The sequence below is a fragment of the Blattabacterium sp. (Cryptocercus kyebangensis) genome (genome assembly GCF_003226855.1).
GTDB lineage: Bacteria > Bacteroidota > Bacteroidia > Flavobacteriales > Blattabacteriaceae > Blattabacterium.
In genome coordinates, this window is the sequence record NZ_CP029820.1 from 242,996 (window position 1) to 265,367 (window position 22,372).

General features: G+C 25.8%; 32 protein-coding genes. 30 read left to right on the forward strand and 2 right to left on the reverse strand.

Going from position 1 to position 22,372, the window contains the following annotated elements; all coding sequences use genetic code 11:
- The 19 genes from rplN (at position 1) to DM815_RS01310 (ending at position 11,149) form a co-directional block, all read left to right on the forward strand.
- A complete protein-coding gene (gene rplN / locus DM815_RS01220) occupies positions 1-372 on the forward strand; it encodes a 50S ribosomal protein L14 (RefSeq protein ID WP_110508759.1) in 372 nt (123 codons plus the stop codon).
- Between the two features lie 18 nt (positions 373-390).
- Positions 391-633 carry a 50S ribosomal protein L24 gene (gene rplX, locus DM815_RS01225; protein WP_110508761.1) on the forward strand — a complete coding sequence of 81 codons (243 nt, stop codon included), beginning with the start codon at positions 391-393 and terminating at the stop codon, positions 631-633.
- Positions 617-1,165 carry a 50S ribosomal protein L5 gene (gene rplE, locus DM815_RS01230; RefSeq protein WP_110508763.1) on the forward strand — a complete coding sequence of 183 codons (549 nt, stop codon included), beginning with the start codon at positions 617-619 and terminating at the stop codon, positions 1,163-1,165. The genes rplX and rplE overlap by 17 nt, the downstream gene beginning before the upstream one ends.
- A 7-nt stretch (positions 1,166-1,172) precedes the next feature.
- Positions 1,173-1,442 (forward strand): 30S ribosomal protein S14, encoded by a 270-nt coding sequence (gene rpsN, locus DM815_RS01235; RefSeq protein ID WP_110508765.1) that lies wholly within the window; start codon positions 1,173-1,175, stop codon positions 1,440-1,442.
- Positions 1,443-1,462: 20 nt separating this feature from the next.
- Entirely contained in the window at positions 1,463-1,861 is a 399-nt protein-coding gene (gene rpsH, locus DM815_RS01240; protein ID WP_110508767.1) for a 30S ribosomal protein S8, read from the forward strand.
- A gap of 14 nt (positions 1,862-1,875) precedes the next feature.
- Positions 1,876-2,421, forward strand: a complete 546-nt coding sequence (gene rplF, locus DM815_RS01245; protein ID WP_110509374.1) for a 50S ribosomal protein L6 — start codon at positions 1,876-1,878, stop codon at positions 2,419-2,421.
- A gap of 5 nt (positions 2,422-2,426) precedes the next feature.
- Positions 2,427-2,768, forward strand: a complete 342-nt coding sequence (gene rplR, locus DM815_RS01250) for a 50S ribosomal protein L18 (protein WP_110508769.1) — start codon at positions 2,427-2,429, stop codon at positions 2,766-2,768.
- Between the two features lie 13 nt (positions 2,769-2,781).
- Positions 2,782-3,300 carry a 30S ribosomal protein S5 gene (rpsE, locus tag DM815_RS01255; RefSeq protein ID WP_110509376.1) on the forward strand — a complete coding sequence of 173 codons (519 nt, stop codon included), beginning with the start codon at positions 2,782-2,784 and terminating at the stop codon, positions 3,298-3,300.
- Between the two features lie 29 nt (positions 3,301-3,329).
- Positions 3,330-3,785: a 50S ribosomal protein L15 gene (gene rplO / locus DM815_RS01260; protein WP_110508771.1), complete on the forward strand. Its 456-nt coding sequence runs from the start codon at positions 3,330-3,332 to the stop codon at positions 3,783-3,785.
- 16 nt (positions 3,786-3,801) lie between these two features.
- Positions 3,802-5,217, forward strand: a complete 1,416-nt coding sequence (gene secY, locus DM815_RS01265) for a preprotein translocase subunit SecY (protein ID WP_110508773.1) — start codon at positions 3,802-3,804, stop codon at positions 5,215-5,217.
- Between the two features lie 70 nt (positions 5,218-5,287).
- A complete protein-coding gene (infA, locus tag DM815_RS01270; protein ID WP_110508775.1) occupies positions 5,288-5,503 on the forward strand; it encodes a translation initiation factor IF-1 in 216 nt (71 codons plus the stop codon).
- Positions 5,504-5,531: 28 nt separating this feature from the next.
- The gene (gene rpmJ / locus DM815_RS01275) at positions 5,532-5,648 is read left to right on the forward strand and encodes a 50S ribosomal protein L36 (RefSeq protein WP_110508777.1); all 117 of its coding nucleotides are present in this window, start codon (positions 5,532-5,534) and stop codon (positions 5,646-5,648) included.
- A gap of 26 nt (positions 5,649-5,674) precedes the next feature.
- Positions 5,675-6,052: a 30S ribosomal protein S13 gene (rpsM, locus tag DM815_RS01280; RefSeq protein ID WP_110509377.1), complete on the forward strand. Its 378-nt coding sequence runs from the start codon at positions 5,675-5,677 to the stop codon at positions 6,050-6,052.
- A gap of 20 nt (positions 6,053-6,072) precedes the next feature.
- Complete coding sequence (rpsK, locus tag DM815_RS01285) at positions 6,073-6,459, forward strand: 30S ribosomal protein S11 (protein ID WP_110508779.1); 387 nt, start codon at positions 6,073-6,075, stop codon at positions 6,457-6,459.
- 11 nt (positions 6,460-6,470) lie between these two features.
- Positions 6,471-7,079, forward strand: a complete 609-nt coding sequence (gene rpsD, locus DM815_RS01290) for a 30S ribosomal protein S4 (protein WP_110508781.1) — start codon at positions 6,471-6,473, stop codon at positions 7,077-7,079.
- Positions 7,080-7,091: 12 nt separating this feature from the next.
- Entirely contained in the window at positions 7,092-8,093 is a 1,002-nt protein-coding gene (locus DM815_RS01295) for a DNA-directed RNA polymerase subunit alpha (RefSeq protein WP_110508783.1), read from the forward strand.
- A gap of 13 nt (positions 8,094-8,106) precedes the next feature.
- Positions 8,107-8,541, forward strand: coding sequence for a 50S ribosomal protein L17 (gene rplQ / locus DM815_RS01300; protein WP_110508785.1), 435 nt, complete (start codon positions 8,107-8,109; stop codon positions 8,539-8,541).
- Entirely contained in the window at positions 8,541-9,836 is a 1,296-nt protein-coding gene (gene eno, locus DM815_RS01305; RefSeq protein WP_110508787.1) for a phosphopyruvate hydratase, read from the forward strand. Before rplQ ends, eno begins: the two co-directional genes overlap by 1 nt.
- A 38-nt stretch (positions 9,837-9,874) precedes the next feature.
- Positions 9,875-11,149 carry an SLC13 family permease gene (locus tag DM815_RS01310; RefSeq protein ID WP_110508789.1) on the forward strand — a complete coding sequence of 425 codons (1,275 nt, stop codon included), beginning with the start codon at positions 9,875-9,877 and terminating at the stop codon, positions 11,147-11,149.
- On the opposite strand, the gene DM815_RS01315 is transcribed toward DM815_RS01310, so the two are convergent.
- Complete coding sequence (locus tag DM815_RS01315) at positions 11,123-11,533, reverse strand: hypothetical protein (protein WP_110508791.1); 411 nt, start codon at positions 11,531-11,533, stop codon at positions 11,123-11,125. The two genes, DM815_RS01310 and DM815_RS01315, sit on opposite strands and share 27 nt — an antisense overlap.
- 62 nt (positions 11,534-11,595) lie before the next feature.
- Between DM815_RS01315 and menB the strand changes: the two genes are divergently transcribed.
- Genes menB through DM815_RS01340 form a run of 6 tightly spaced genes read left to right on the forward strand, consistent with a single transcriptional unit; the run spans position 11,596 to position 16,226 of the window.
- Positions 11,596-12,420 carry a 1,4-dihydroxy-2-naphthoyl-CoA synthase gene (gene menB, locus DM815_RS01320; protein ID WP_110508793.1) on the forward strand — a complete coding sequence of 275 codons (825 nt, stop codon included), beginning with the start codon at positions 11,596-11,598 and terminating at the stop codon, positions 12,418-12,420.
- Positions 12,417-12,791 (forward strand): prenyltransferase, encoded by a 375-nt coding sequence (locus DM815_RS03235; RefSeq protein WP_317046301.1) that lies wholly within the window; start codon positions 12,417-12,419, stop codon positions 12,789-12,791. The genes menB and DM815_RS03235 overlap by 4 nt, the downstream gene beginning before the upstream one ends.
- Before the next feature lie 5 nt (positions 12,792-12,796).
- The gene (gene menA, locus DM815_RS03240; RefSeq protein ID WP_317046302.1) at positions 12,797-13,327 is read left to right on the forward strand and encodes a 1,4-dihydroxy-2-naphthoate octaprenyltransferase; all 531 of its coding nucleotides are present in this window, start codon (positions 12,797-12,799) and stop codon (positions 13,325-13,327) included.
- Between the two features lie 21 nt (positions 13,328-13,348).
- A complete protein-coding gene (locus DM815_RS01330) occupies positions 13,349-14,047 on the forward strand; it encodes a metal-dependent hydrolase (RefSeq protein ID WP_110508795.1) in 699 nt (232 codons plus the stop codon).
- A 50-nt stretch (positions 14,048-14,097) separates the two neighbouring features.
- Positions 14,098-15,168 (forward strand): enolase C-terminal domain-like protein, encoded by a 1,071-nt coding sequence (locus DM815_RS01335; protein ID WP_110508797.1) that lies wholly within the window; start codon positions 14,098-14,100, stop codon positions 15,166-15,168.
- Entirely contained in the window at positions 15,144-16,226 is a 1,083-nt protein-coding gene (locus tag DM815_RS01340) for an AMP-binding protein (protein ID WP_110508799.1), read from the forward strand. The genes DM815_RS01335 and DM815_RS01340 overlap by 25 nt, the downstream gene beginning before the upstream one ends.
- A 3-nt stretch (positions 16,227-16,229) precedes the next feature.
- Here DM815_RS01340 and DM815_RS01345 read toward each other — a convergent pair whose 3' ends face one another.
- On the reverse strand, positions 16,230-17,477 hold the full coding sequence (locus tag DM815_RS01345; RefSeq protein ID WP_110508801.1) for an NADP-dependent isocitrate dehydrogenase: 1,248 nt from the start codon (positions 17,475-17,477) through the stop codon (positions 16,230-16,232).
- Positions 17,478-17,646: 169 nt separating this feature from the next.
- Between DM815_RS01345 and DM815_RS01350 the strand changes: the two genes are divergently transcribed.
- From DM815_RS01350 to cysK, 5 genes are read left to right on the forward strand one after another with little or no spacing between them, the layout of a single operon-like run.
- Complete coding sequence (locus DM815_RS01350; RefSeq protein WP_110508803.1) at positions 17,647-18,396, forward strand: phosphoadenylyl-sulfate reductase; 750 nt, start codon at positions 17,647-17,649, stop codon at positions 18,394-18,396.
- 25 nt (positions 18,397-18,421) lie between these two features.
- Positions 18,422-19,330 carry a sulfate adenylyltransferase subunit CysD gene (cysD, locus tag DM815_RS01355; protein WP_110509379.1) on the forward strand — a complete coding sequence of 303 codons (909 nt, stop codon included), beginning with the start codon at positions 18,422-18,424 and terminating at the stop codon, positions 19,328-19,330.
- Positions 19,331-19,336: 6 nt separating this feature from the next.
- Entirely contained in the window at positions 19,337-20,578 is a 1,242-nt protein-coding gene (locus DM815_RS01360) for a sulfate adenylyltransferase subunit 1 (RefSeq protein ID WP_110508804.1), read from the forward strand.
- 13 nt (positions 20,579-20,591) lie between these two features.
- Positions 20,592-21,428: a serine O-acetyltransferase gene (locus DM815_RS01365; RefSeq protein ID WP_110508806.1), complete on the forward strand. Its 837-nt coding sequence runs from the start codon at positions 20,592-20,594 to the stop codon at positions 21,426-21,428.
- 23 nt (positions 21,429-21,451) lie between these two features.
- Positions 21,452-22,363 (forward strand): cysteine synthase A, encoded by a 912-nt coding sequence (cysK, locus tag DM815_RS01370; protein WP_110508808.1) that lies wholly within the window; start codon positions 21,452-21,454, stop codon positions 22,361-22,363.
- Positions 22,364-22,372: the final 9 nt, after the last annotated feature.

Here is a 22,372-nt window from a genome sequence, read left to right on the forward strand (position 1 = left end):
ATGTTACAACAAGAATCTAGATGTAGAGTTTCGGATAATTCAGGAGCAAAAGAAGCTTTAATTATTCGTGTTTTAGGAGGGTCTAAAAAAAAATATGCTTTTTTAGGTGATTCTATAGTTGTTACAATAAAATCAGCTATTTCTAGCGGTGGTATAGTAAAAAAAGGTCAAATCACTAAAGCTATAGTAATTAGAACAAAAAAAAGAACAAGAAGAAAGGATGGTTCATATATAAGTTTTGATGATAATGCTTGTGTTTTGATTAATCCTTCTGGAGAAATGATGGGAACTAGAGTTTTTGGACCAGTAGCAAGAGAGTTAAGAGATTTGGAATATATGAAGATTATTTCTTTAGCTCAAGAAGTTTTATAAAAATTTATTTATTTATATATGATAAAAAAAGGAGATGAAATTTCTATTTTATCAGGAAATTATAAAGGAGTTAAAGGAATAGTCTTAAAAGTTTTTCCTAAAAAGAAAAAAGTTATTGTATTTGGAATAAATATGATTAAGAAACATATTAAACCTAGTGCAAAAAATCCTAAAGGAGGAATTATAAAAAAGGAAGCTCCTATACATATATCTAATTTAAAAAAAGAAAAAAAAGGAAAAATAAATGATTTATCAGTCTAGACTAAATAAATTATATGAAGAAGAAATAATTCCAAATTTAATAAAAAAATTTGAATATAGCTCTGTAATGGAAGTTCCTAGACTTAAGAAAATAATTTTACATCAAGGAGTAGGTTCTACAACATTAGATAAAAAACTTATAGATCATTCTATGAATGAAATAACATCTATTGTAGGCCAAAAAGCCGTTTTTTGTTATTCAAAACATGATGAATCTGGATTTAAGTTGAGAAAAGGGATGGCTATAGGTGTAAAAGTTACTTTACGAAGGATAAAAATGTATGAATTTTTGGAAAGACTGATCACAGTCTCTTTACCTAGAGTAAGAGATTTTAATGGAGTAAAAAAAACTAGTTTTGATGGATTTGGAAATTATAACATGGGTATTACGGAACAAGTAATTTATCCAGAAATTGATATCGATAAAATTAAAAAAAATATAGGGATGAATATAACATTTGTTACTTCTGCAAAAAGTAATTTAGAAGCAAAATCTCTTTTATTTTATTTTGGAATACCATTCAAAAAATGATAAATAAATGGCTAAAGAATCTGTAAAAGCGAGACAAAAAAAAAGAGAAAAAATAGTATTAAAATATGCAAAAAAACGAGAGAGTTTGAAAAAGTCTAAAAGTTATGAATTATTGCAAAAATTACCTAGAGATGCTTCTCCAGTTCGTTTACGGAACAGATGTTCTATAACAGGAAGGAGTAGGGGATATATGCGATTGTTTGGAATATCTCGTATTGTTTTCAGAAATATGGTTTCCCAAGGTCTTATTCCTGGAGTAAAAAAAGCAAGTTGGTAATTTATAAAAAAAAATAAAATATGAATACCGATCCTATTGCAGATTTTTTAACTAGAATTAGAAATGCATGTTTTGTAAAACATAAACTATTAGAAATCCCTTCTTCTAAATTAAAAAAAGAACTTTCTAAAGTTTTATTAGAAAATGGTTATATTTTGGATTATAAATTGGAAAAAAGAGATAAAATAGATAAAGAAGTAATTAAAATTGCTTTAAAATATTTTAAAAAAAATTCCGTAATTCAACGATTAATTAGAATAAGTAAACCAGGATTAAGAAAATATGTTAAATATAAAGATATTCCTCGTGTTTTAAATGGATTGGGAATTGCAATTATTTCTACTTCTTGTGGTATAATAACAGATAAACAGGCTAGAAAAAAAAAATTAGGAGGTGAAATTTTGTGTTATGTTTACTAAAAATTTTTTTTATTATGTCTAGGATTGGAAAAATTCCTATATCTATACCTAAAGATGTCCATGTAAATATTATTGATAATAAAATAATTATAAAAGGGAAATTAGGAATTTTAAGTCAAAAAATTTCCGAAAAAGTAAAGATAATTTTTAAAGACGATAAATTATTTTTAAGTAGAATACAAGAAGATAAAAAAACTAAATCTTTACATGGATTATATCGTATATTGATTGATAATATGGTAAAAGGAGTTTCTAATGGATTCCAAAAGGAATTAGAATTGGTAGGAATTGGATATAGAGTATCTTATTATGGAGAAATATTGGAGTTTAATTTGGGTTTTTCTCATAAAATTATGATGAAAATTCCTAAAGAAATTTATGCAGAAGTAAGAATAGAAAAAGGGAAAAATACAATTCTTATATTAAAATCTTATGATAAACAACTTTTAGGTATGATAGCTTCGAAAATTCGTTCGTTGAGAAAACCAGAACCATATAAGGGTAAAGGAATAAAATATTTAAAGGAATATATTCGTAGAAAAGCGGGAAAATCTGCTTAAATATTATGATAAAAGAAAATAAAAGAAAATTAGGGAGGATTTTTGGAACTAAAAAGAAACCTAGAATTACTGTTTTCAGAAGTAATAGAGCTATATATGCACAAATAATTGATGATTTATCTGGAAAAACTTTGGTATCTTCTTCTTCGAGAGAAAAAATATTTAGAAATAGTATGAAAATAAAGAGAACGAAAATAAAATTATCTAATGAAGTTGGTAAATTATTAGGTAAAAGAGCAAGTCTATTAAAAATACAAAAGGTTGTTTTTGATAGGGGAAGATATTTGTATCATGGGAGGATAAAATCCTTAGCAGAAGGAGTTAGAGAAATGGGTTTAGATTTTTAAATAAATTGTGGTGATTTATTTGGATAAAAAAGGAAAACATTTAGGATTAGAACTAAAAGAAAGATTAGTTGGAGTGACAAGAGTATGTAAAGTTACTAAAGGAAGAAGATATTTTAGTTTTAGTGCTATTGTTATTAAAGGAAATGAAAATGGAATGGTAGGATATGGATTTGGAAAATCTAAGGAAGCTCCTGATGCTATTCGTAAAGCAGGAGAACAAGCAAAAAGGAGTTTATGTAAAGTCTGTATTTATAATGGAACTATCCCTCATGAACAAGAAGCTAGATATGGTGGTGCACATATTCTTATTAAACCTGCTTCTGAAGGAACTGGAATTATAGCAGGTGGACCTTTAAGAGCGGTTCTTGAAGCTGTAGGATTAAGAAATGTTTTATCAAAATCTAAAGGATCATCGAATCCTCATAATATAATTAAAGCGACAATTAAAGCATTAAAATATATGAGAGATGTTCAGGTTATTTCTAGAGAAAGAGGGATTTCTATTGAAAGAGTATATAATGGTGTGGAATAATAAATAAAAAATATAAATAAATTTTTATTATGGAGTTAAATTTTTTGATTCCAAGAAAAGGATCTAAAAAAAAAAAATTAAGATTAGGAAGAGGGCAAGGTTCTGGAAAAGGTGGTACTTGTGGAAGAGGGCATAAGGGAGCTAAATCTCGTTCTGGGTATTCCAAAAAATTGGGATTTGAAGGAGGACAAATGCCTATTCAAAGAAGGATTCCTAAATTTGGATTTAGGAGCCCTAATAGAAAAAAATATTTTATAATCAGTTTAGATTCTATACAAGAATTAGTAGATAGGGGAAAAGTTTCAAATATTATTAATAAACAAACATTATTGGATAATCGTTTATTAAATAAAAAAAATGGACTAGTAAAAATTTTAGCAGGAAGAAAAATATTAAAATATCCGTTGAAAATTACTGCATCTAAATTTAGTAAAAAAGCTGTTTTTTATATACAAAAAGCTGGTGGAGAAGCTTTATCCGTATGAATATAGATTGATTTTCATGAATAATTTTTTAGTTACATTTCATAATATTTGGAATGCAAAAGAATTAAGGAAAAAAATAATAATAACTTTAAGTTATTTATTAGTATATCGTTTTGGTGCATATATTCCCATTCCTGGAATCAATCCTTTAGGAATTATTGATTTTATGAAACCCGTTAATTCAGGTTCTAAAGGATTAATGCAAATTCTTTCTTCTTTTACTGGTGGAGCTTTTAATCGTGCTTCTATTTTAGCTTTAGGAATTATGCCATATATATCTGCTTCTATTATAATACAATTGATGTGTATTATTATTCCTTTTTTACAGAAATTACAGAGGGATGGAGAGAGTGGGAAAAGGCAAATTAACTTTATTACAAGATGGTTAACTGTTGGAATATGTTTGATTCAAGCTCCTTTATATCTCATTTCTTTAACAAAGCAATTTAGTCCTATTACTTATTCATCATCTTCTGATTTATTATTATCTAATACTTATCTTTTGGATATAAATACTTTTTATGGAAAAACTTTATTTTGGACAATTGGAATAATAATATTGACTTCTGGAACATTATTTACTATGTGGTTAGGAGATAAAATAACGGATGAAGGAATAGGGAATGGAATTTCTTTAATTATTATGTCCGGAATTATAGTTCGTTTTCCGGATTCTGTTTTAAAAGAAATATATAATAAATTAAAAATTGGAAATGGAGGAATGATTGTTTTATTTCTCGAATTTTTATTATGGTTAATAGTAATTCTTTTTTGCATTGTAATTATTCAATCTATTAGAAAAATTCCTGTACAATATGTTTCTCATTATAAATCTTTAAGATTAAGCTCTAAATTGATTCATAAAAAACATCAGTATATTCCATTAAAAATGACTGCTGCAGGTGTAATGCCTATTATTTTTTCTCAAGCAATTATGCTTTTTCCATTAACTTTCTTTAATTACGTAAATAATGAAAAAATTAAAAATTTTTTTTATCTATTTCAAGATGTTTATGGTTTATGGTATAATTTAGCTTTTTCTATATTAGTGATAATATTTACTTTTTTTTATACGGCAATTACTATTCCAGTGAATCAAATAGCTGATGATTTAAAGAGAAATGGGGGACATATACCTAAAGTAAAACCAGGTAAAGAAACTGTAGAATATATAGATTCTATTTTGTCAAAAATAACACTTCCTGGAGCTATATTATTAGCTATAATTGCTATATTACCATCTATAGTTTTTCGTATAGGAATTACTCAAAATTTTTCATTATTTTATGGTGGAACCTCATTATTAATTGTTGTAGGCGTTATATTAGATATTATACAACAAGTTGAAATATATTTACTGAATTATTATTATGATGATTTAATGATGATAAAAAATCGTAATAGTAGGTATATTTCTAGTAATAAAATGTAGTAATTTTATGTTTAATTTTTTATGTATATTGTCACATAATATAATATAATCTATTTAATTTTTTATTTTTATGGCTAAACAAAAGCATATAGAAGTAGATGGAATAATTATAGAATCTTCTCCAAATGCTATGTTCCGTGTTGAATTAGAAAATGGTTGTATTGTTAAAGCTCATATTTCAGGAAAAATGAGGATGCATTATATAAAAATTTTACCTGGGGATAAGGTTAGATTAGAAATGTCCTCCTATGATTTGAAGAGAGGTAGAATCACCTATAGATATTAAAAAAAATTAATAAAATTTATTATATGTTATGAAAGTAAGAACTTCTTTAAAAAAAAGAACGGATAATTGTAAAATTATTAGAAGAAAAGGACGTTTACGTATTATTAATAAAAAAAATCCTAGATTTAAACAAAGACAAGGTTAGTTTTAATATATATATTATTGTATTCTATGGCTAGAATTTCAGGAATAGATATTCCAAAACATAAGAAAGGAGTTATTGGTCTTATGTATTTATATGGAATAAGTAAAAGTTTATCAAGTAAAATTTTATCATATGTTGGAATTGATAAAAATATAAAAGTAGAAAATTGGTCTGATGAAGATATCAGTAATATAAGAAAATATATATCAAATAATCTAAAAATAGAAGGAGAATTAAGATCTGAGATTCAATTGAATATTAAGAAATTAATGGATATTGGATGTTATAGAGGTACTAGACATAGGAAAAGGCTACCTTTGAGAGGTCAAAAAACTAAAAATAATTGTAGAACTAGAAAAGGAAGAAAAAAAACTGTAGCAAACAAGAAGAAAATAACAAAATAAAATTTTTTCATAGAAAAAATATGGCAAAATTATCATCGGGTAAAAAAAAATCAGTAGTAGTAGATCCATTAGGAGAAGCTCACATTAAATCTACGTTTAACAATATTATTATTACATTAACGAACAAAAAAGGAGAGGTTATAGCATGGTCCTCTGCTGGAAAAATGAATTTTAAGGGATCTAAAAAAAATACACCTTATGCTGCTCAAATGGCTGCAGAAAATGTAGCAAAAGAAGGATTAAATGCAGGAATAAAAAAAATTGAAGTAAAAGTAAAGGGACCTGGTGCAGGTAGAGATGCGGCAATACGAGCTTTGAGTAATTCTGGAATTTTAGTAACCTTAATAAAAGATATTACTCCTTTACCTCATAATGGTTGTCGTCCACCAAAAAGAAGGAGAGTTTAATTTTTAAAATTATGGGAAGATATATAGGACCAAAAACGAAAATTTCTCGTAAATTTGGAGAATGTATATATGGAGAAGATAAATATTTTGAAAGAAGAAAATATCCATCTGGTGAACATGGAAATAGTCGTCGTAGGGGTAAAAAATCAGAATATTTTGTACAATTGATAGAAAAACAAAAGGCAAAATATACTTATGGTATATTAGAACGTCAATTTAAAAGATTATTTATTGAATCTGCAAAAAAAAAAGGAATTACTGGAGAATTGTTATTACAATCATGTGAATCTCGTCTTGATAATATTGTTTTTAGATTAAAATTTGCTCCATCTAGATCTTCTGCACGTCAGATGATTTCTCATAAACATATTTTGGTAAATGATTCTATTGTTAATATTCCTTCTTTTAGATTAAAACCTGGAGATAAAATTAGTATAAGAGAAAAGTCTAGAAAACATCCAGTTATATTAGAATCTATAAATAAAAAAATAGGAGTTATAGTAGAATGGTTAATTTTGGATGATAAGAATATGTTTGGAATATTTAGAATTATGCCAAAGAGGATGCAAATACCAGAAAACATTAAAGAACAATTAATTGTTGAATTTTATTCAAAATAAAAATCAATATCCATGGATATTTTAGATTTTGTTAAACCTAATAAAGTTACAGTATCTGAATTTTCAGATTATAAGGGAACTTTTCATTTAAAGCCTTTAGAACCTGGTTATGGAATTACATTAGGAAATTCTTTGAGAAGAGTACTTTTAGGTTCATTGAAAGGATTTGCTATAACTTCTGTTAGAATTAAAGGTGTTAAATATGAATTTTCCACTATAGAAGGAGTAATTGAAGATGTTACTGAAATTATCTTGAATTTAAAAAAAATTCGTTTAAAACAGAAAGTATATGGAGTAAATAAAGAAGTAGTTAATGTTTCTTTAATTAAAGATGAAAAAATAACCGGAAAAACTTTTAATAAATTTATTTCTAGTTTTCAAATTCTAAATACGGATTTATTAATTTGTAATAAAGATAAATCTATTCCATTAGAAATGAGTTTTACTATTGAAGAAGGAAGAGGTTATGTTCCTGCAGAAGAAAATAAAAGAAACAATAACGATTTAATTGGAAATATTCCTATAGATTCTATTTACACTCCTATTAAAAATGTAAAATATACAATAGAAAATTGTCGTGTCGGTCAAAAAACAGATTTTGAAACCCTTTCATTAGAAATAAAAACAGATGGATCTATATGCCCTAAGATGGCTTTAATGGAGGCATCTAATATATTGATTCAATATTTTTCTATTTTTTCTCATGAAAAAATTGGAAAAGAAGAACCTGAAAAAATTGGAAAAGAAAATAAATATGATGAAGAATTTTTACGTATGCGTACATTACTAAAATCTAAATTAAATGAAATGGATTTATCTGTACGTACAAAAAATTGTTTAAAATATGCTTCTATAGAAACTATAGCTGATTTAGTAATTTGTAATAAAACCAGTATGTTAAACATGAGAAATTTTGGAAAAAAATCATTGGAAGAGTTAGAAAATAAAATGAAAAATAAAGGTTTATATTTTGGGATGAATATATCTGAATATGAAATAAATAAAAATAAATAGATTTTTTATTTTTATGAATCATAGAAAAAAAAATAATCATTTAGGAAGAAAATATGGACATAGGAAATCTATTTTATCTAATATGTCTTCATCCTTAATTAAAAAGAAAAAAATTTTTACTACTCTTGCTAAAGCTAAAGCTTTGAAAAAATATGTGGAACCTATTATAACAAAGTCTAAAATAAATACAACTCATTCCAAAAGAAATATATTTTCTTTATTGAGAGATAAAATTGCTGTCTCAGAACTTTTTAATGAATCTTTTAAAAAAGTTCGAGAACGTCCTGGTGGATATATAAGGATTATAAAAATGGGATTTCGTTATGGAGATATGGCGAAACTATCTCTTATTGAATTAGTAGATTTTAATAATATTTATAATTCCAAAAAAAATTTAAAATCTGTAAGACGTAGTGGAAAAAAGAAAAGGATTAACCCAATAGAATAATGAGAAAAATAAAAATTATTAAAGCAAGACAGATATTAGATTCTAGAGGAAATCCTACTATAGAGGTAGATATTATCACAAACAATAACATATTAGGACGTGCTTCAGTTCCATCTGGAGCTTCAAAAGGAGAAAATGAAGCAGTTGAATTACGAGATGGAGAAAAAGAATCTTTTTTAGGGAACGGAGTTTTGAAAGCAGTTCAGAATATAAATAATATTATTGCTCCTGAGTTAATAGGAAAATCTGTAATGGATCAATTATATATAGATCAATTAATTTTGAATCTAGATGGAACAAAAAATAAAAGTAGATTAGGTTCTAATGCTATTTTAGGTGTTTCATTAGCAGTAACAAAAGCTGCTGCCAAAGAATTAAATATTCCTATTTATAAATATATGGGAGGGATATATGCACATACTCTACCGGTTCCTTTAATAAATATTGTAAATGGGGGAAAACACTCTGATAGTTCTATAGCATTTCAGGAATTTATGATAGTTCCTTTGGGTGCAAATACTTTTTTTGAATCTATTCAAATGGGATATAAAGTTTTTTATAAATTAAAAAAAATTTTATATGAAAAGGGTTTATCAACAAATGTAGGTGATGAAGGTGGTTTTTCTTCCAATTTTAATAATATTGAAGACGTATTAGATAATATTTTAGAGGCTATACACTTATCAGGTTATGAACCTTATGATCAAATAGGGATAGCTTTAGATTGTGCAGCTTCTGAATTTTATCAAGAAGAAAAATATAATTATTCTAGATTTGAAAAAATAAAAGAAAGTAAAGGAGAGGTAAAAAAATCTAGAAAAGAACATGTTAATTATTTATCTTATTTAACAAAACGTTATCCAATTATATCTATAGAAGATGGAATGGATCAAAATGATTTGGGTGGATGGAAATTATTAACTAGTGAATTAGGAAAAGAAATTCAATTAGTTGGAGATGATCTTTTTGTTACACAAGTCGAAAGATTAAATAAAGGAATAAAAGAAAAAATAGCAAATTCTATACTTATAAAAGTAAATCAAGTAGGAACACTTACAGAGACTTTAGAAACTATAAGTATAGCAAAAAAGAATAAATATAATAATATTATTTCTCATCGTTCTGGAGATACAGAAGATCCTTTTATAGCAGATCTTTCTGTTGCTTTTAATATTGAACAAATTAAAACAGGTTCTATTTGTCGTTCGGAACGTACTTCAAAATATAATCAATTATTGCGTATTGAAGAATTACTTGGAAAAAATTCTTATTATCCAAGATGGATTTTAAACTAAAAAAAATCGTAAAACGATTTTTTTTAGTTTAAAAAACTATGGAATCAGTAATCATATTAGTTTTTATTATAGGATATTTATTTATTACCATTGAAAATTTTATATCCTTAAATAAGGTAATTCCATCTATTCTTATGGCAACTACTTGTTGGTCATTAATTATGTTTTGGAACATCCCCGTTTTTGAATTAGATAATTCTTTAATTAAATGGAAAGATCCTAATTACTTATTATTGCATCATTTAGGAAATGCTTCTGAAATTATTTTTTTTCTTATTGGATCCATGTCAATAATATCCATTATTGATATGTATTCCGGTTTTGAAGTTTTAGTAAGTTTTTTTTATTCCAATACAAAACGTAATTTTTTATGGATAATAAATATTTTATCTTTTTTTTTATCTGCAATTATAGATAATCTTACAGCTACTATAATTATGATTACTATTCTAAAAAAAATTATAGTTAATTATAAAGAACGATGGAATTATTTAGGATTAATCATTATATCTGCTAATGCAGGAGGAGTTTGGTCTCCAATAGGAGATATAACTACTACAATGTTATGGATTTCTAATAAAGTAACAACTATAAATCTTATAAAAAAGGTATTCATACCATCGGCTTTATGTATGTTTGTTTCTACTTTTATAGGTTCATTAATGCCTATTTTTAACGGATCTATTCAAATAGAAAAAAATAATTTATCAAAATCAGACCTTAAAAAAGGTTTTTGGATATTAAAATTGGGCTTAGGTCTTATATTATTTGTTCCTATTTTAAAAACTATAACTGGTATTCCTCCATATATGGGGATGATGTTTTCATTTGGAATGCTTTGTTTAATAACTAATATTTATTATAAAAATCATTTTTCTATGGATAGAGTATTTAAAAAGTTAGATTTTTCTAGTATATTATTTTTTCTAGGAATTTTACTCTCTATTTCTTCTTTGGAATCTTTAGGGAAACTGTATGATTTATCTAATTGGATTAGTCATATCGTTTATTCATGGAAAACAAAAACTTTTATATTAGGATTAATATCTTCTTTTATAGACAATGTGCCTTTAGTAGCAGCTACTATAGCTATGTTTAATTATTCTATAGATCATGAATTCTGGCATTTTATGGCTTATATGTCTGGAACAGGAGGTAGTATTTTTCTTATAGGATCTGCTTCTGGAATAACAGCTATGGGAATGGATAAAATAGATTTTTTTTGGTATTTAAAAAAAATTAGTTGGTTAGCTTTTATAGGATTTTTATCTGGTTTTTTATATTTATTAATTTATCCATTTTTTTCTTTGTAATAATTCTATAAATGCTCCTCCTAAATATGAAAAATGAAAAAAAATAGGAAGAATTATAATTTTGAACCACAATGGAAGTGTATATAAAAAAATGTGAATAAAAGCAATAATAAATAGAATAATTCCTGTTAATCCTGCATAAGCTTTTTTAGCATTCTGTACAAAAAAAGCGGTTGTAATTCCTCCTAATAAAGCACTAAAAGCATAGAAAAAAAATAAGGTTATAAAAAATTCATAAGGGGCATTAACAAATACATATTGTAAATTTTTTAATGGAATGAATTCTATATTTATAAACCATTTTTTTATTAATTTAATGGAATAAATTATTTCAATAATACTAACTGATAGTCCTATGACTACTGCAAAAAAATTTCTATACATAGAATATTATTAAAAAAGTATTTTTTTTGTTATTTTGTAAAAATAAATTATTTTATTTTGTCATGTGTTCTAAAATAAATTGGAGTCCTATAAAAAAATATGAGGATATTTTATTCTGTTTTTGGAAAGGAATTTCTAAAATAGAAATTAATAGACCTGAATGTCATAATGCTTTTCGTGTAGAAACAGTAGAAGAGATGATAGATGCTATAGATATATGTCGTGATAGAAGAGATATAGATGTATTGATTATAACTGGATATGGAGAAAAGGCTTTTTGTTCTGGAGGGGATCAGAATAAAAGAGGATTGGGAGGTTATTTAGGAAAAGATGGGATTCCAAGGTTAAATATTTTAGATTTTTATAAAAAAATACGAGAAATACCTAAACCGGTTATTGCTATGGTTAATGGATTTTCTATAGGAGGAGGTCATGTATTACATGTAGTTTGTGATTTAACTATTTCCTCTAATAATGCTATTTTTAGTCAAGTAGGTCCAAAAGTAGGATCTTTTGATGGGGGATTCGGTTCCTCTTATTTAGCTCGTCATATTGGTCAAAAAAAAACACGAGAAATGTGGTTTTTATGTAAAAAATATTCTGCTAATGAGGCTTTAAAAATGGGATTAATTAATAAAGTAGTCCCCTTAAATAAATTAGAAAAAACTACTATAAAATGGTGTCAATTAATACAAAAGAGGAGTCCCATGTCTTTGAGAATGATTAAACGTTGTTTAAATGCAGAATTAGATGGACAGCATGGATTAATGCAATTAGCAGGGGACGCTACTTTAATGTTTTATTTAATGGAAGAATCACAAGAAGGTAAAAAAGCTTTTTTAGAAAAAAGAGAACCAAATTTTAGAAAATTTACAAAATTTTTATGAATTTAAAATATTGGATTTATGCAATTCGTTTACATACTTTACTCCTTTCTTCTTCTGGAATTACTTTAAGTTTCTTAATATCTAAATCCAGAGGATATGGAGATTATTGTACATATTTTTTATGTCTTGTAACAGCTATACTTTTGCAAATGTTAGCTAATTTTTCAAATGATTATGGAGATAGTATAAAGGGAGTAGACAATTGTAGACGAATTGGACCAAATAGAACGATTCAAAGTGGATTAATTTCATTAAATTCAATGAAAAAAGCAATAAATATATTTTCTATTTTATCTTTTATTTTTGGATTTATATTAATTTATAAATCTATTAAATTACAAAATATTTTCCTTTTTTTTTTTATTTTATAGGAATTTTGATTTGTATATATAGTTCTATTAAATACAGTATTGGAACTTATCCTTATGGATACCTAGGAATGGGGGATTTATCTGTTTTAATATTTTTTGGTTTTATTTCTATAGGAGGGAGTTATTTTTTATATACAAAAATATTTCCAAAGGAAATATTTTTTCTATCTTTATCAATAGGATTGTTGAATATTTCTGTTTTAAATATTAATAATATGAGAGATATAGATAATGATTATAAAAATGGAAAATATACTGTAGCAGGAATATTGGGGATTAAATATGCAAAAATATACCATATTTTATCTGTTATATTATCTATACTTTTAGGATTTTTATTTAATTTTTTAATTTATAAGAATTTTTACCAATGGATTTTTTTTATATTAAATATCCCTTTTTTGATACAACATTTAAAGAAAATTATTTATATAAATAATCCAAAAGACTTCAATTATGAACTAAAAAAGTTAGTTATACTAACTTTTTCATATTCTATGAGCATAGGTATAGGAGCTCTATATTTTTCTTCATAAAAGAATCAAAAAAAAATAAAAATGAAAATTACTTTTTTTACTCATAGCACATGTATGTTAGAAATACATAAAAATTTTTTATTGATAGATCCTTTTTTTTCCGAAAATCCTATTCTAGAAAAAAGGACATTATTATCAAATAAATATATCCAATCTTTTGAAAGAATTGATTATATTTTATTAACTCATGCTCATTATGATCATGTATGTGATGTAGAATTTTTTGCAAAAAAATTTAATTCTTTAATCATTTCAAATTATGAAATATCTAATTTTTTTAATAAAAAAGGATTAAAAACGTATGGAATAAATTATGGATCTTTCATTTCTTTTCCATTTGGAAAATTAAAATATGTTTGGGCTTCTCATTCTAGTTCTTTTAATGATGGAACTTATGGAGGAAATCCTGGGGGGTTTCTTTTACATACAGATAAAGGAAATATTTATCTATCTGGAGATACTTCTTTAACATATGAAATGAATCTTATTCCTAAATTTGGAAATTTGAAAATATCTATTCTTCCTATAGGAGGAATTTATACTATGGATGTTGAAGAAGCTATTATTGCTTCAAATTTTTTACAATGTGATAAAATATTAGGGGTACATTACGATACTTTTGAATCAATAAAAATTGATCGAAAAAAAGCAAAAGAAAAATTTCTTGATAAGAAAAAACAACTTTTTTTATTAGAAATGGGAGAATCTATATGTATTTAATTTATCCTATTTTAAAATTAATTTTTAAAATATTTTAAATAGGTTTTAATATGATAATAAATTCTTTTTTAAGAAAGCATAAATTTTTTTTTAAAGGAAAAATAAAAAATTCTAAAAGAACATTCCATTATAATATAATTTGGTTCTTAATTTTAAGAAAAGAAGATAAGATAGGAATTGGAGAATGTAATCCATTATTGGATAATTTTTCATTTAAAAATTTAGATCGTTATGAAAAAGAATTGCGATATCTTTCTGATAGAATAAATATCATTAAAAAAAAAGAATTTTATTATTATCATTCCTATATTACTTATTCCTCAATTTTATTTGGATTAGAACAAGCATTTCTAGGATTAGAAAATAGATATCCAATATTGTATGATTCTAAATTTACCAATGGAGAATTGGGTCTTTCTATCAATAGCTTAATATGGTTATTTTCTTTATTTAAGGTAGAAAATGAAGTAAAAAAGATAGAAAAAGAGATTGATAGGGGGTTTTCATTTATTAAAATGAAAATAAGCCCAAAATTATTTCCTTATCAATTTTTAGTTTTAAAAAAAATAAAAAAAAAGTATCCATATATAAAAATACGTGTTGATGCAAATGGATCTTTTAAGAATAGTAAAGAGGCTTTATATTGTATTAATAAGCTTTATGATATAAGTATTGTTCATTCAGTGGAACAACCTATAGAATCTGGAAATTGGAAAGATCTATCCAAGATATGTAAAAAATCAAAATTACCTATAGCATTAGACGAAGAATTAGTAGGAATTAATAATTTAAAATTAAAAAAAAGGTTATTAGATATTATATCCCCTAAATATATAATATTAAAACCTAGTATATGCGGAGGTTTCTCCGGATCCAAGGAATGGATAATAGAAGCATATCAAAGAAAAATAAAATGGTGTATGAGTTCTTCTTTAGAGAGTAAAATAGGAATTAATGCAATAGCACAATGGACTGTTAAAATGGAAGAAAAATATAATACGGGAGTTCATGGATTAAATATAGGATATTTTCATAATGATTTTTATTCTCCTTTGCATATAAAAAAAGGTTGTATTTGGTATAATCCATTAAAAATATGGAAGTTCAAGAATCTTATTTAAAAATAAGGATTAATTTTTCTTCAAAAAAAAGATCGAATAATTTAATTTTTAAGGAGGACCCTTTATATTTATGGAAAAAATCTATTTTTTCTTTTTTAGAAAATTGGAATAATGGGAATCAATCGGTATTGATTAATTTTACTTCTGGTACAACTGGGATTCCTAAAAAAATTTTTCTAAATAAAAAATATATGTATGAATATGCAAAAAAAACGGTCGACTTTTTAAATCTAAAAGATAAAAAAATTCGAGGTCTTTTATGTTTATCTCCAGATTCTATAGCAGCAAAAATGTTTTTGATTCGTGCTATTATATTTCAGTGGGATATTTATTGCATTCCTCCATCATCTAATCCTTTGAAAAATATAAAAGAATATTTTGATATTGTATCTATGGTTCCAATGCAAGTTTATTATAGTTTAAAAAATTTGGGGAAAATAAGAATTCTTTTGATAGGAGGTAGCCCAATTTCCATTGATTTAGAGAAAAAATTACAAAATGTTTCTACTATTTGTTATGCTACTTATGGAATGACAGAAACATTGGGTCATATAGCCTTAAAAAAGATTAATGGATTATATAAAACTAATTATTATCAAACATTAAAAAATATATCTATTAGTATAGATAAAAGAAATTGCTTAGGAATATTTTCTCCATATTGTATGAACTCCTTTATTCAAACCAATGATATTGTTCATATGATTTCTATATATAAATTTAATTGGATAGGTAGATACGATAATGTTATTAATAGCGGGGGGATAAAAATTATTCCTGAATTGGTAGAAAAAATAATATCTCCTTTTATTCCTTTTTACAAAAGATTTTTTATTTCTTCGATTCCAGATAAAATATTGGGAGAAAAAGTAATACTAATTATTGAAGGATCTCCTTATTCTGTTAAAATTCCAAAATCAATTTTTATAGGGAAAACAAGATTTTATAAACCCAAAAATATCTTTTTTGTACAGAATTTTATAGAAAATACTTTGGGTAAGTTTAAAAGAAAAGAAATTAAAAATAAACTGATGGAAAATATTATAAATAAAAATTAAATTTTACTCTAGTATTTTCTTTTCAAAATTAGATTTTAACACACTAAAAAAAGATTCTGTATCTAAGTAGTTGTAGTTTTTCATTCTATTTTCATAAGTATTATATCCGTATAAAAGTTTGAATAAATCTTTAGTCATTGTTCCTGATTCTATTACTTCTATGCAAGTTTTTTCCAGATCTTCCGAAAATTTTTTTAAACTAGAATTTTTATCCAAAAAGGCTCTGTGTTTAAGACCACGAGTCCAAGCAAAAATAGAAGAAACAGGATTTGTAGATGTTTTTAATCCTCTTTGATATAATCTATAATGTCTAGTTATTGTTCCATGAGCTGCTTCTGATTCCATTGTTTTTCCATCTGGAGTTAGCAACATTGAAGTCATCATTCCTAGAGAACCAAATCCCTGAGCTATAGTATCCGAATGAACATCTCCATCATAATTTTTGCAAGCCCATACAAATCCTCCATTAGATTTTATCGCATAGGCTATCATATCATCAATCAAACGATGTTCGTAAGTAATTTTAATTTTTTCAAAAATTGACAAAAACTCTTTTTTATACAAATCATCAAAAATGTCTTTGTATCTTCCATCATAATTTTTTAGAATAGTATTCTTTGTAGAGAGAAAAAGAGGCCATTTTTTGTAAATGGAATAATTGAAACAAGAACGGGCAAATCCATAGATAGATTGATCAGTATTATACATAGCCATGGAAATTCCTGGTTTTATAAAATGATGGATTTCAAATTTTTTAAAATTCTTTTTTTTATTATCTGGTATAAACTTAAGGTATAATTTTCCTTTTTCTTTAACAAGAATATCTATTGCATTATATTGATCTGCGTATGCATGACGAGCAATACATATGGGATTTTTCCAATTTGGAATTGGACGAGGTATATTTCCTGCTATAATAGGTTCTCTAAAAATAGTTCCATCAAGAATATTTCTTATTGTACCATTTGGAGATTTCCACTTTTTTTTTAAATGAAATTCTTTCATTCTTTCTTCATCAGGTGTAATTGTTGCGCATTTTATTCCAACATTATATTTCTTGATTGCATAACCAGCTTCTATAGTAATTTTATCCTCTGTAAAGTCTCTATTATCTATTCCTAAATCAAAATAGATAATTTTGATATCTAAATAAGGAAAAATTAAATATTTTTTAATATACTTCCATATAATTCTGGCCATTTCATCTCCATCCATTTCTACTATAGGATTAGTAACTTTTATTTTTTTCATATTACCATAATGAATTATTTTATAATAATATTACATATTTTTAATAAAATATTAAGAAAAGAAATTCTTATATTTGTTTTTTAAAGGGGGTTTATTTACAATATTCCGTTCTTTGAATTCTTATTCATTCAAAGGATTTTTTAAAAATTAATCTACTTCTAATAATGGTATGGTACAATATGAAATTGAAAAACCCATAAAAAAATATTTATCTGATCTTTCAAAAAAAATAAGATCTTCTTTTATAGAAGAAAAATTAAGAACTCTTTCAGAAATATTTTCCGGAAAAATAGTTTTTTCTACAAGTTTTAATATCGAAGATCAACTAATCTCTCATTTTATTCTTGATAGAAAAATTCCTATAAAAATATTTACCTTAGATACAGGTAGGATTTTTAAAGAAACTTATAAAGTTTGGTCAGATACAAATAAATTTTATAATCATTCTATTTCCGCCTATTTTCCAGATCCGAATAGATTAGAAAAATTTTTATCAGAGAAAGGCCCTAATTCTTTTTATGAAAATGTTAAAAATAGAACAAAATGTTGTTTTTTACGAAAAGTAGAACCCTTGAAAAGAGCTTTAAAAGGGAATTTAATTTGGATTACTGGATTACGTTCAGAACACTCTATTGAAAGAAAAGAATTAAATGATTTAGAATGGGACGCTAATTATAATTTAATTAAGTATCATCCTCTTTTTGATTGGAATTTAAAAAAAATAGAAAAAATCATTAAGAAATATAATATTCCTTATAATCATTTGTATAATAAAGGATATTTGAGTATAGGATGTGCTCCATGTACTCGATCAGTGAAATATGGAGAAAATTATCGTAGTGGACGTTGGTGGTGGGAATCCAACTCTGTAAAAAAAGAATGTGGATTGCATTTTAAAAATTTGGAATCAAAAAAATAATGATATAAAGTGGATTAAGATGAATATGAAAACTTATCATTTAAATTATTTGGAACAATTAGAATCAGAAACCATCCATATTTATAGAGAAGTAGCAGGACAATTTGATAGACCCGCTTTGTTATTTTCAGGTGGGAAAGATTCTATTTTATTAGTTCATTTGGCTTTAAAAGCTTTCAGACCTGGAAAAATTCCATTTCCGTTGGTCCATATAGATACTGGATATAATTTTCCTGAAACTTTAGAATTTAGAAATTTTTTTGTAAAAAAAATAGAAGAGAAAATTATTATACGTAAAGTAGAAGATACTATTTTAAGTAGAAATTTATCTGAACCTAAAGGAAGATTTCCTAATAGAAATATTTTACAATCATATACACTTATAGATACAATTGAAGAATTCCAATTTGATGCATGTATTGGAGGTGGACGTAGAGATGAAGAAAAAGCTAGGTCTAAAGAAAGAATTTTTTCTATTCGAAATGAATTTGGATTTTGGGATCCAAAATTACAAAGACCTGAATTATGGAATATTTATAATGGAAAAATACATAAAGGAGAAAATATGCGAATTTTTCCTATCAGTAATTGGACAGAATTAGATGTATGGAATTATATCCAAAAAGAAAATATTTTATTGCCTTCCATTTATTTCTCACATAAGAGAAAAGTTATTAATTTTAAAGGAAAATGGATAGCTATCTCTAAGATCATTCAGCCTAAAAATGATGAATCTATTCATGTGAAAAAATTGCGATATCGTACTATAGGAGATATGACTTGTACGGCAGCTATAGAATCAGAGGCTAAAAATGTAGAACAAATAATCCAGGAACTTTTAAATACAAAAATAAGTGAGAGAGGACAAACAAGAATTGATGATACTGTTTCAGACAATTCCATGGAAGATAGAAAAAAACAAGGATATTTTTAAAAAATTATGGATACTTTAAGGTTCATTACATCGGGAAGTGTAGATAATGGGAAAAGTACTCTTATTGGACGTTTATTATATGATAGTCATTCTGTATGGATAGATCAATTATCTGAAATCATGGAAAAAAATATAAAATATGAGAAAAAAATAGATTTATCGTTATTAACAGATGGATTACGTGCTGAAAGAGAACAAGGAATAACTATTGATGTAGCTTATAAATATTTTTCTACATCTAAAAGAAAATTTATTATAGCAGATACTCCTGGACATTTCCAATATACTAGAAATATGGTAACAGGAGCTTCCAATGCAGATTTAGCTATTGTATTGATTGATGCACGTTATGGAGTAGTAGAACAAATACAAAGACATTCTTTAATTCTTGGAATTCTCAATATTCCAAAAATTATTTTAGCTATTAATAAAATGGATTTGATTAATTATGATTTTAGAGTATACAAAGCTATAATAAGTCAGTATCAATTGACTGCTCGTAGAGTAGGTTTGAAAATAATAGAAAAAATTCCAATAAGTGCAAAAAACGGAGATAATGTTGTAGATAAATCGTCTTCTATGAAATGGTATACGGGGTCTAGCCTACTTTCTTTGTTAGAAAATATTGTTATTCAAAAATATCCTCATTTAGAACCTTCTAGGTTTCCCGTACAATATGTTTTACATTCGAAAAATATTCATGGAAGTATTCGTGGATATGCAGGAAAAATTATTAGTGGTATTTATAGGGTAGGTGATGAAATCATTGTTTATCCTTCTCAATTTCATACAAAAATACGATATATAGAAATGAATGGAAAAAAAATTCAAGAAGGATTTGCTCCTCAAAACATCATTATGTATTTAGAAGAGCAAATAGATATCTCCCGTGGAGATCTTCTTGTAAAGAGTAACGAGGATCTTCCTATAATTTCTAAAGAGTTTGATGTTCTTCTTTGTTGGATGGAAAAACGTTTATTGAAACGAGGAGATAAATATTTATTTCAAATTCATAGTTTACAAGTACCGGCTTTGATAAAAGATATCATTTACCGTATAGATGTCAATACTTTAAAAAAAGAAAAATATCCCAAAAATGCAAGATTAAATGATTTGGTAAAAGTTAGAATAAAAACATCTAATCCTATTCCACATGATCCTTATAAAAAAATAAAAGAAAATGGATGCTCTATTTTAATAGATGAGATAAGTTATTCTACAGTAGCGGCTTGTATGATTCAATCATGAAAAAATTAAAAAAATGTCTAATCCAAATTTTTTAAAGAAATTATTCGAAAATAATAAAAAAAAATGGAAATATCCATTTTTTAATAAGAATACATATGAAAAATTTTTAGAAGATTTATTTCATTTTCTTTTTACCCCGGATCAATATCTTTTAGAAGGAATAGATTCCTTAAAAAAAAATTACCAAAAATTAAAACATAAATTATATTCTATTTTCATTGAATTTAACTTTGAAGAAAAAAAGTCCAAAAAATATGTTCAAAATTTTTTTGAACATATTCCTAATATTTATCAAATATTGATCACAGATGCTAATGCTATATTAAATTTTGATCCTGCGGCAACAGTTATAGAGGAAATTTTTCTATCTTATCCTGGTTTTTTTGCTACTGCATTATACCGAATAGCTCATCAACTATGGATTTTAAAAATCCCAATTCTTCCAAGACTTATAACCGAATATGCTCACAGTAAAACTGGAGTGGATATTCATGCTTCTGCAGAAATAGGAAAAGCTTTTGTTATTGATCACGGAACAGGAATAGTAATTGGATCCAGTACGAAAATAGGAAATAGTGTTAAAATATATCAAGGAGTAACCTTAGGTGCTATTCATGTAAATAAAAAATTGGCCAATCAAAAACGTCATCCAACTATAGAAGATCAAGTTACTATTTATTCTGGAGCAACAATTTTGGGAGGGGAGACAGTGATTGGTCATGATAGTATACTTGGTGGAAATGTATGGATTACACATAGCATCCCTCCTTTTTCCATAGTTTATCAAAAAAGTGAAATAAAAATGAGGAATAATAGTCCTTTTTCTACCCCTATTAATTATATAATATAAAGAAAGGTTAACCAATAAAAAAAATGAAAGTAGAAAATATATTGCAAACTATTGGAAATACACCTCATGTACTTCTTCGTCGATTGTATCCATATCATCAAGTTTGGATGAAATTGGAAAAGAGTAATCCTGGAGGAAGTATTAAAGATAGAATTGCCTTATCAATGATAGAAGATGCAGAAAAAAGAGGAATTATTAAAAAAGGAAATGTAATCATTGAACCTACTTCTGGGAATACTGGAATAGGATTATCCATGGTATCAGCTGTAAAAGGGTATCGTCTTATTCTAGTAATGCCTGATTCTATGAGTATAGAAAGAAGAAAACTTTTTTCTATTTTTGGATCGGAATTTTTTCTTACTCCTAGAGAAGAAGGAATGAAGGGAGCTATAAAAAAAGCAGAAGAATTAAGTCGTAAAATTCCTAATTCTTGGATACCAAAACAATTTGATAATCTATCTAATACCAATATTCATAAATACATTACAGCAAAAGAAATTATAAAATCATTTCCTGATGGAATAGATTATTTTATTACGGGTGTTGGAACTGGTGGTCATATTACTGGAATAGGAGAAGTATTAAAAAAAAAATTTCCGATGATAAAAATATTTTCTGTAGAACCTGTAGAGTCTCCAGTTATATTTGGAGGTAAGCCTAATCCTCATGAATTACAAGGACTTGGAGCTGGTTTTATTCCTACTATTTTAAATAAAAATATATTGGATGGAACTTTTTTAGTTTCCAAAAAAGAAGCATTTAGTTACGTTCGTAAAACAGCCAGAAAAGAAGGAATTTTGGTGGGTATTTCTACTGGAGCTTCCTTGTCTGCTATTGCAAAACAATTACCTAATTTTTCTAAAAATTCAAGGATACTTACATTCAATTATGATACTGGAGAAAGGTATATCTCAGTGAAGAATCTTTTTTTATGATTTCCTATA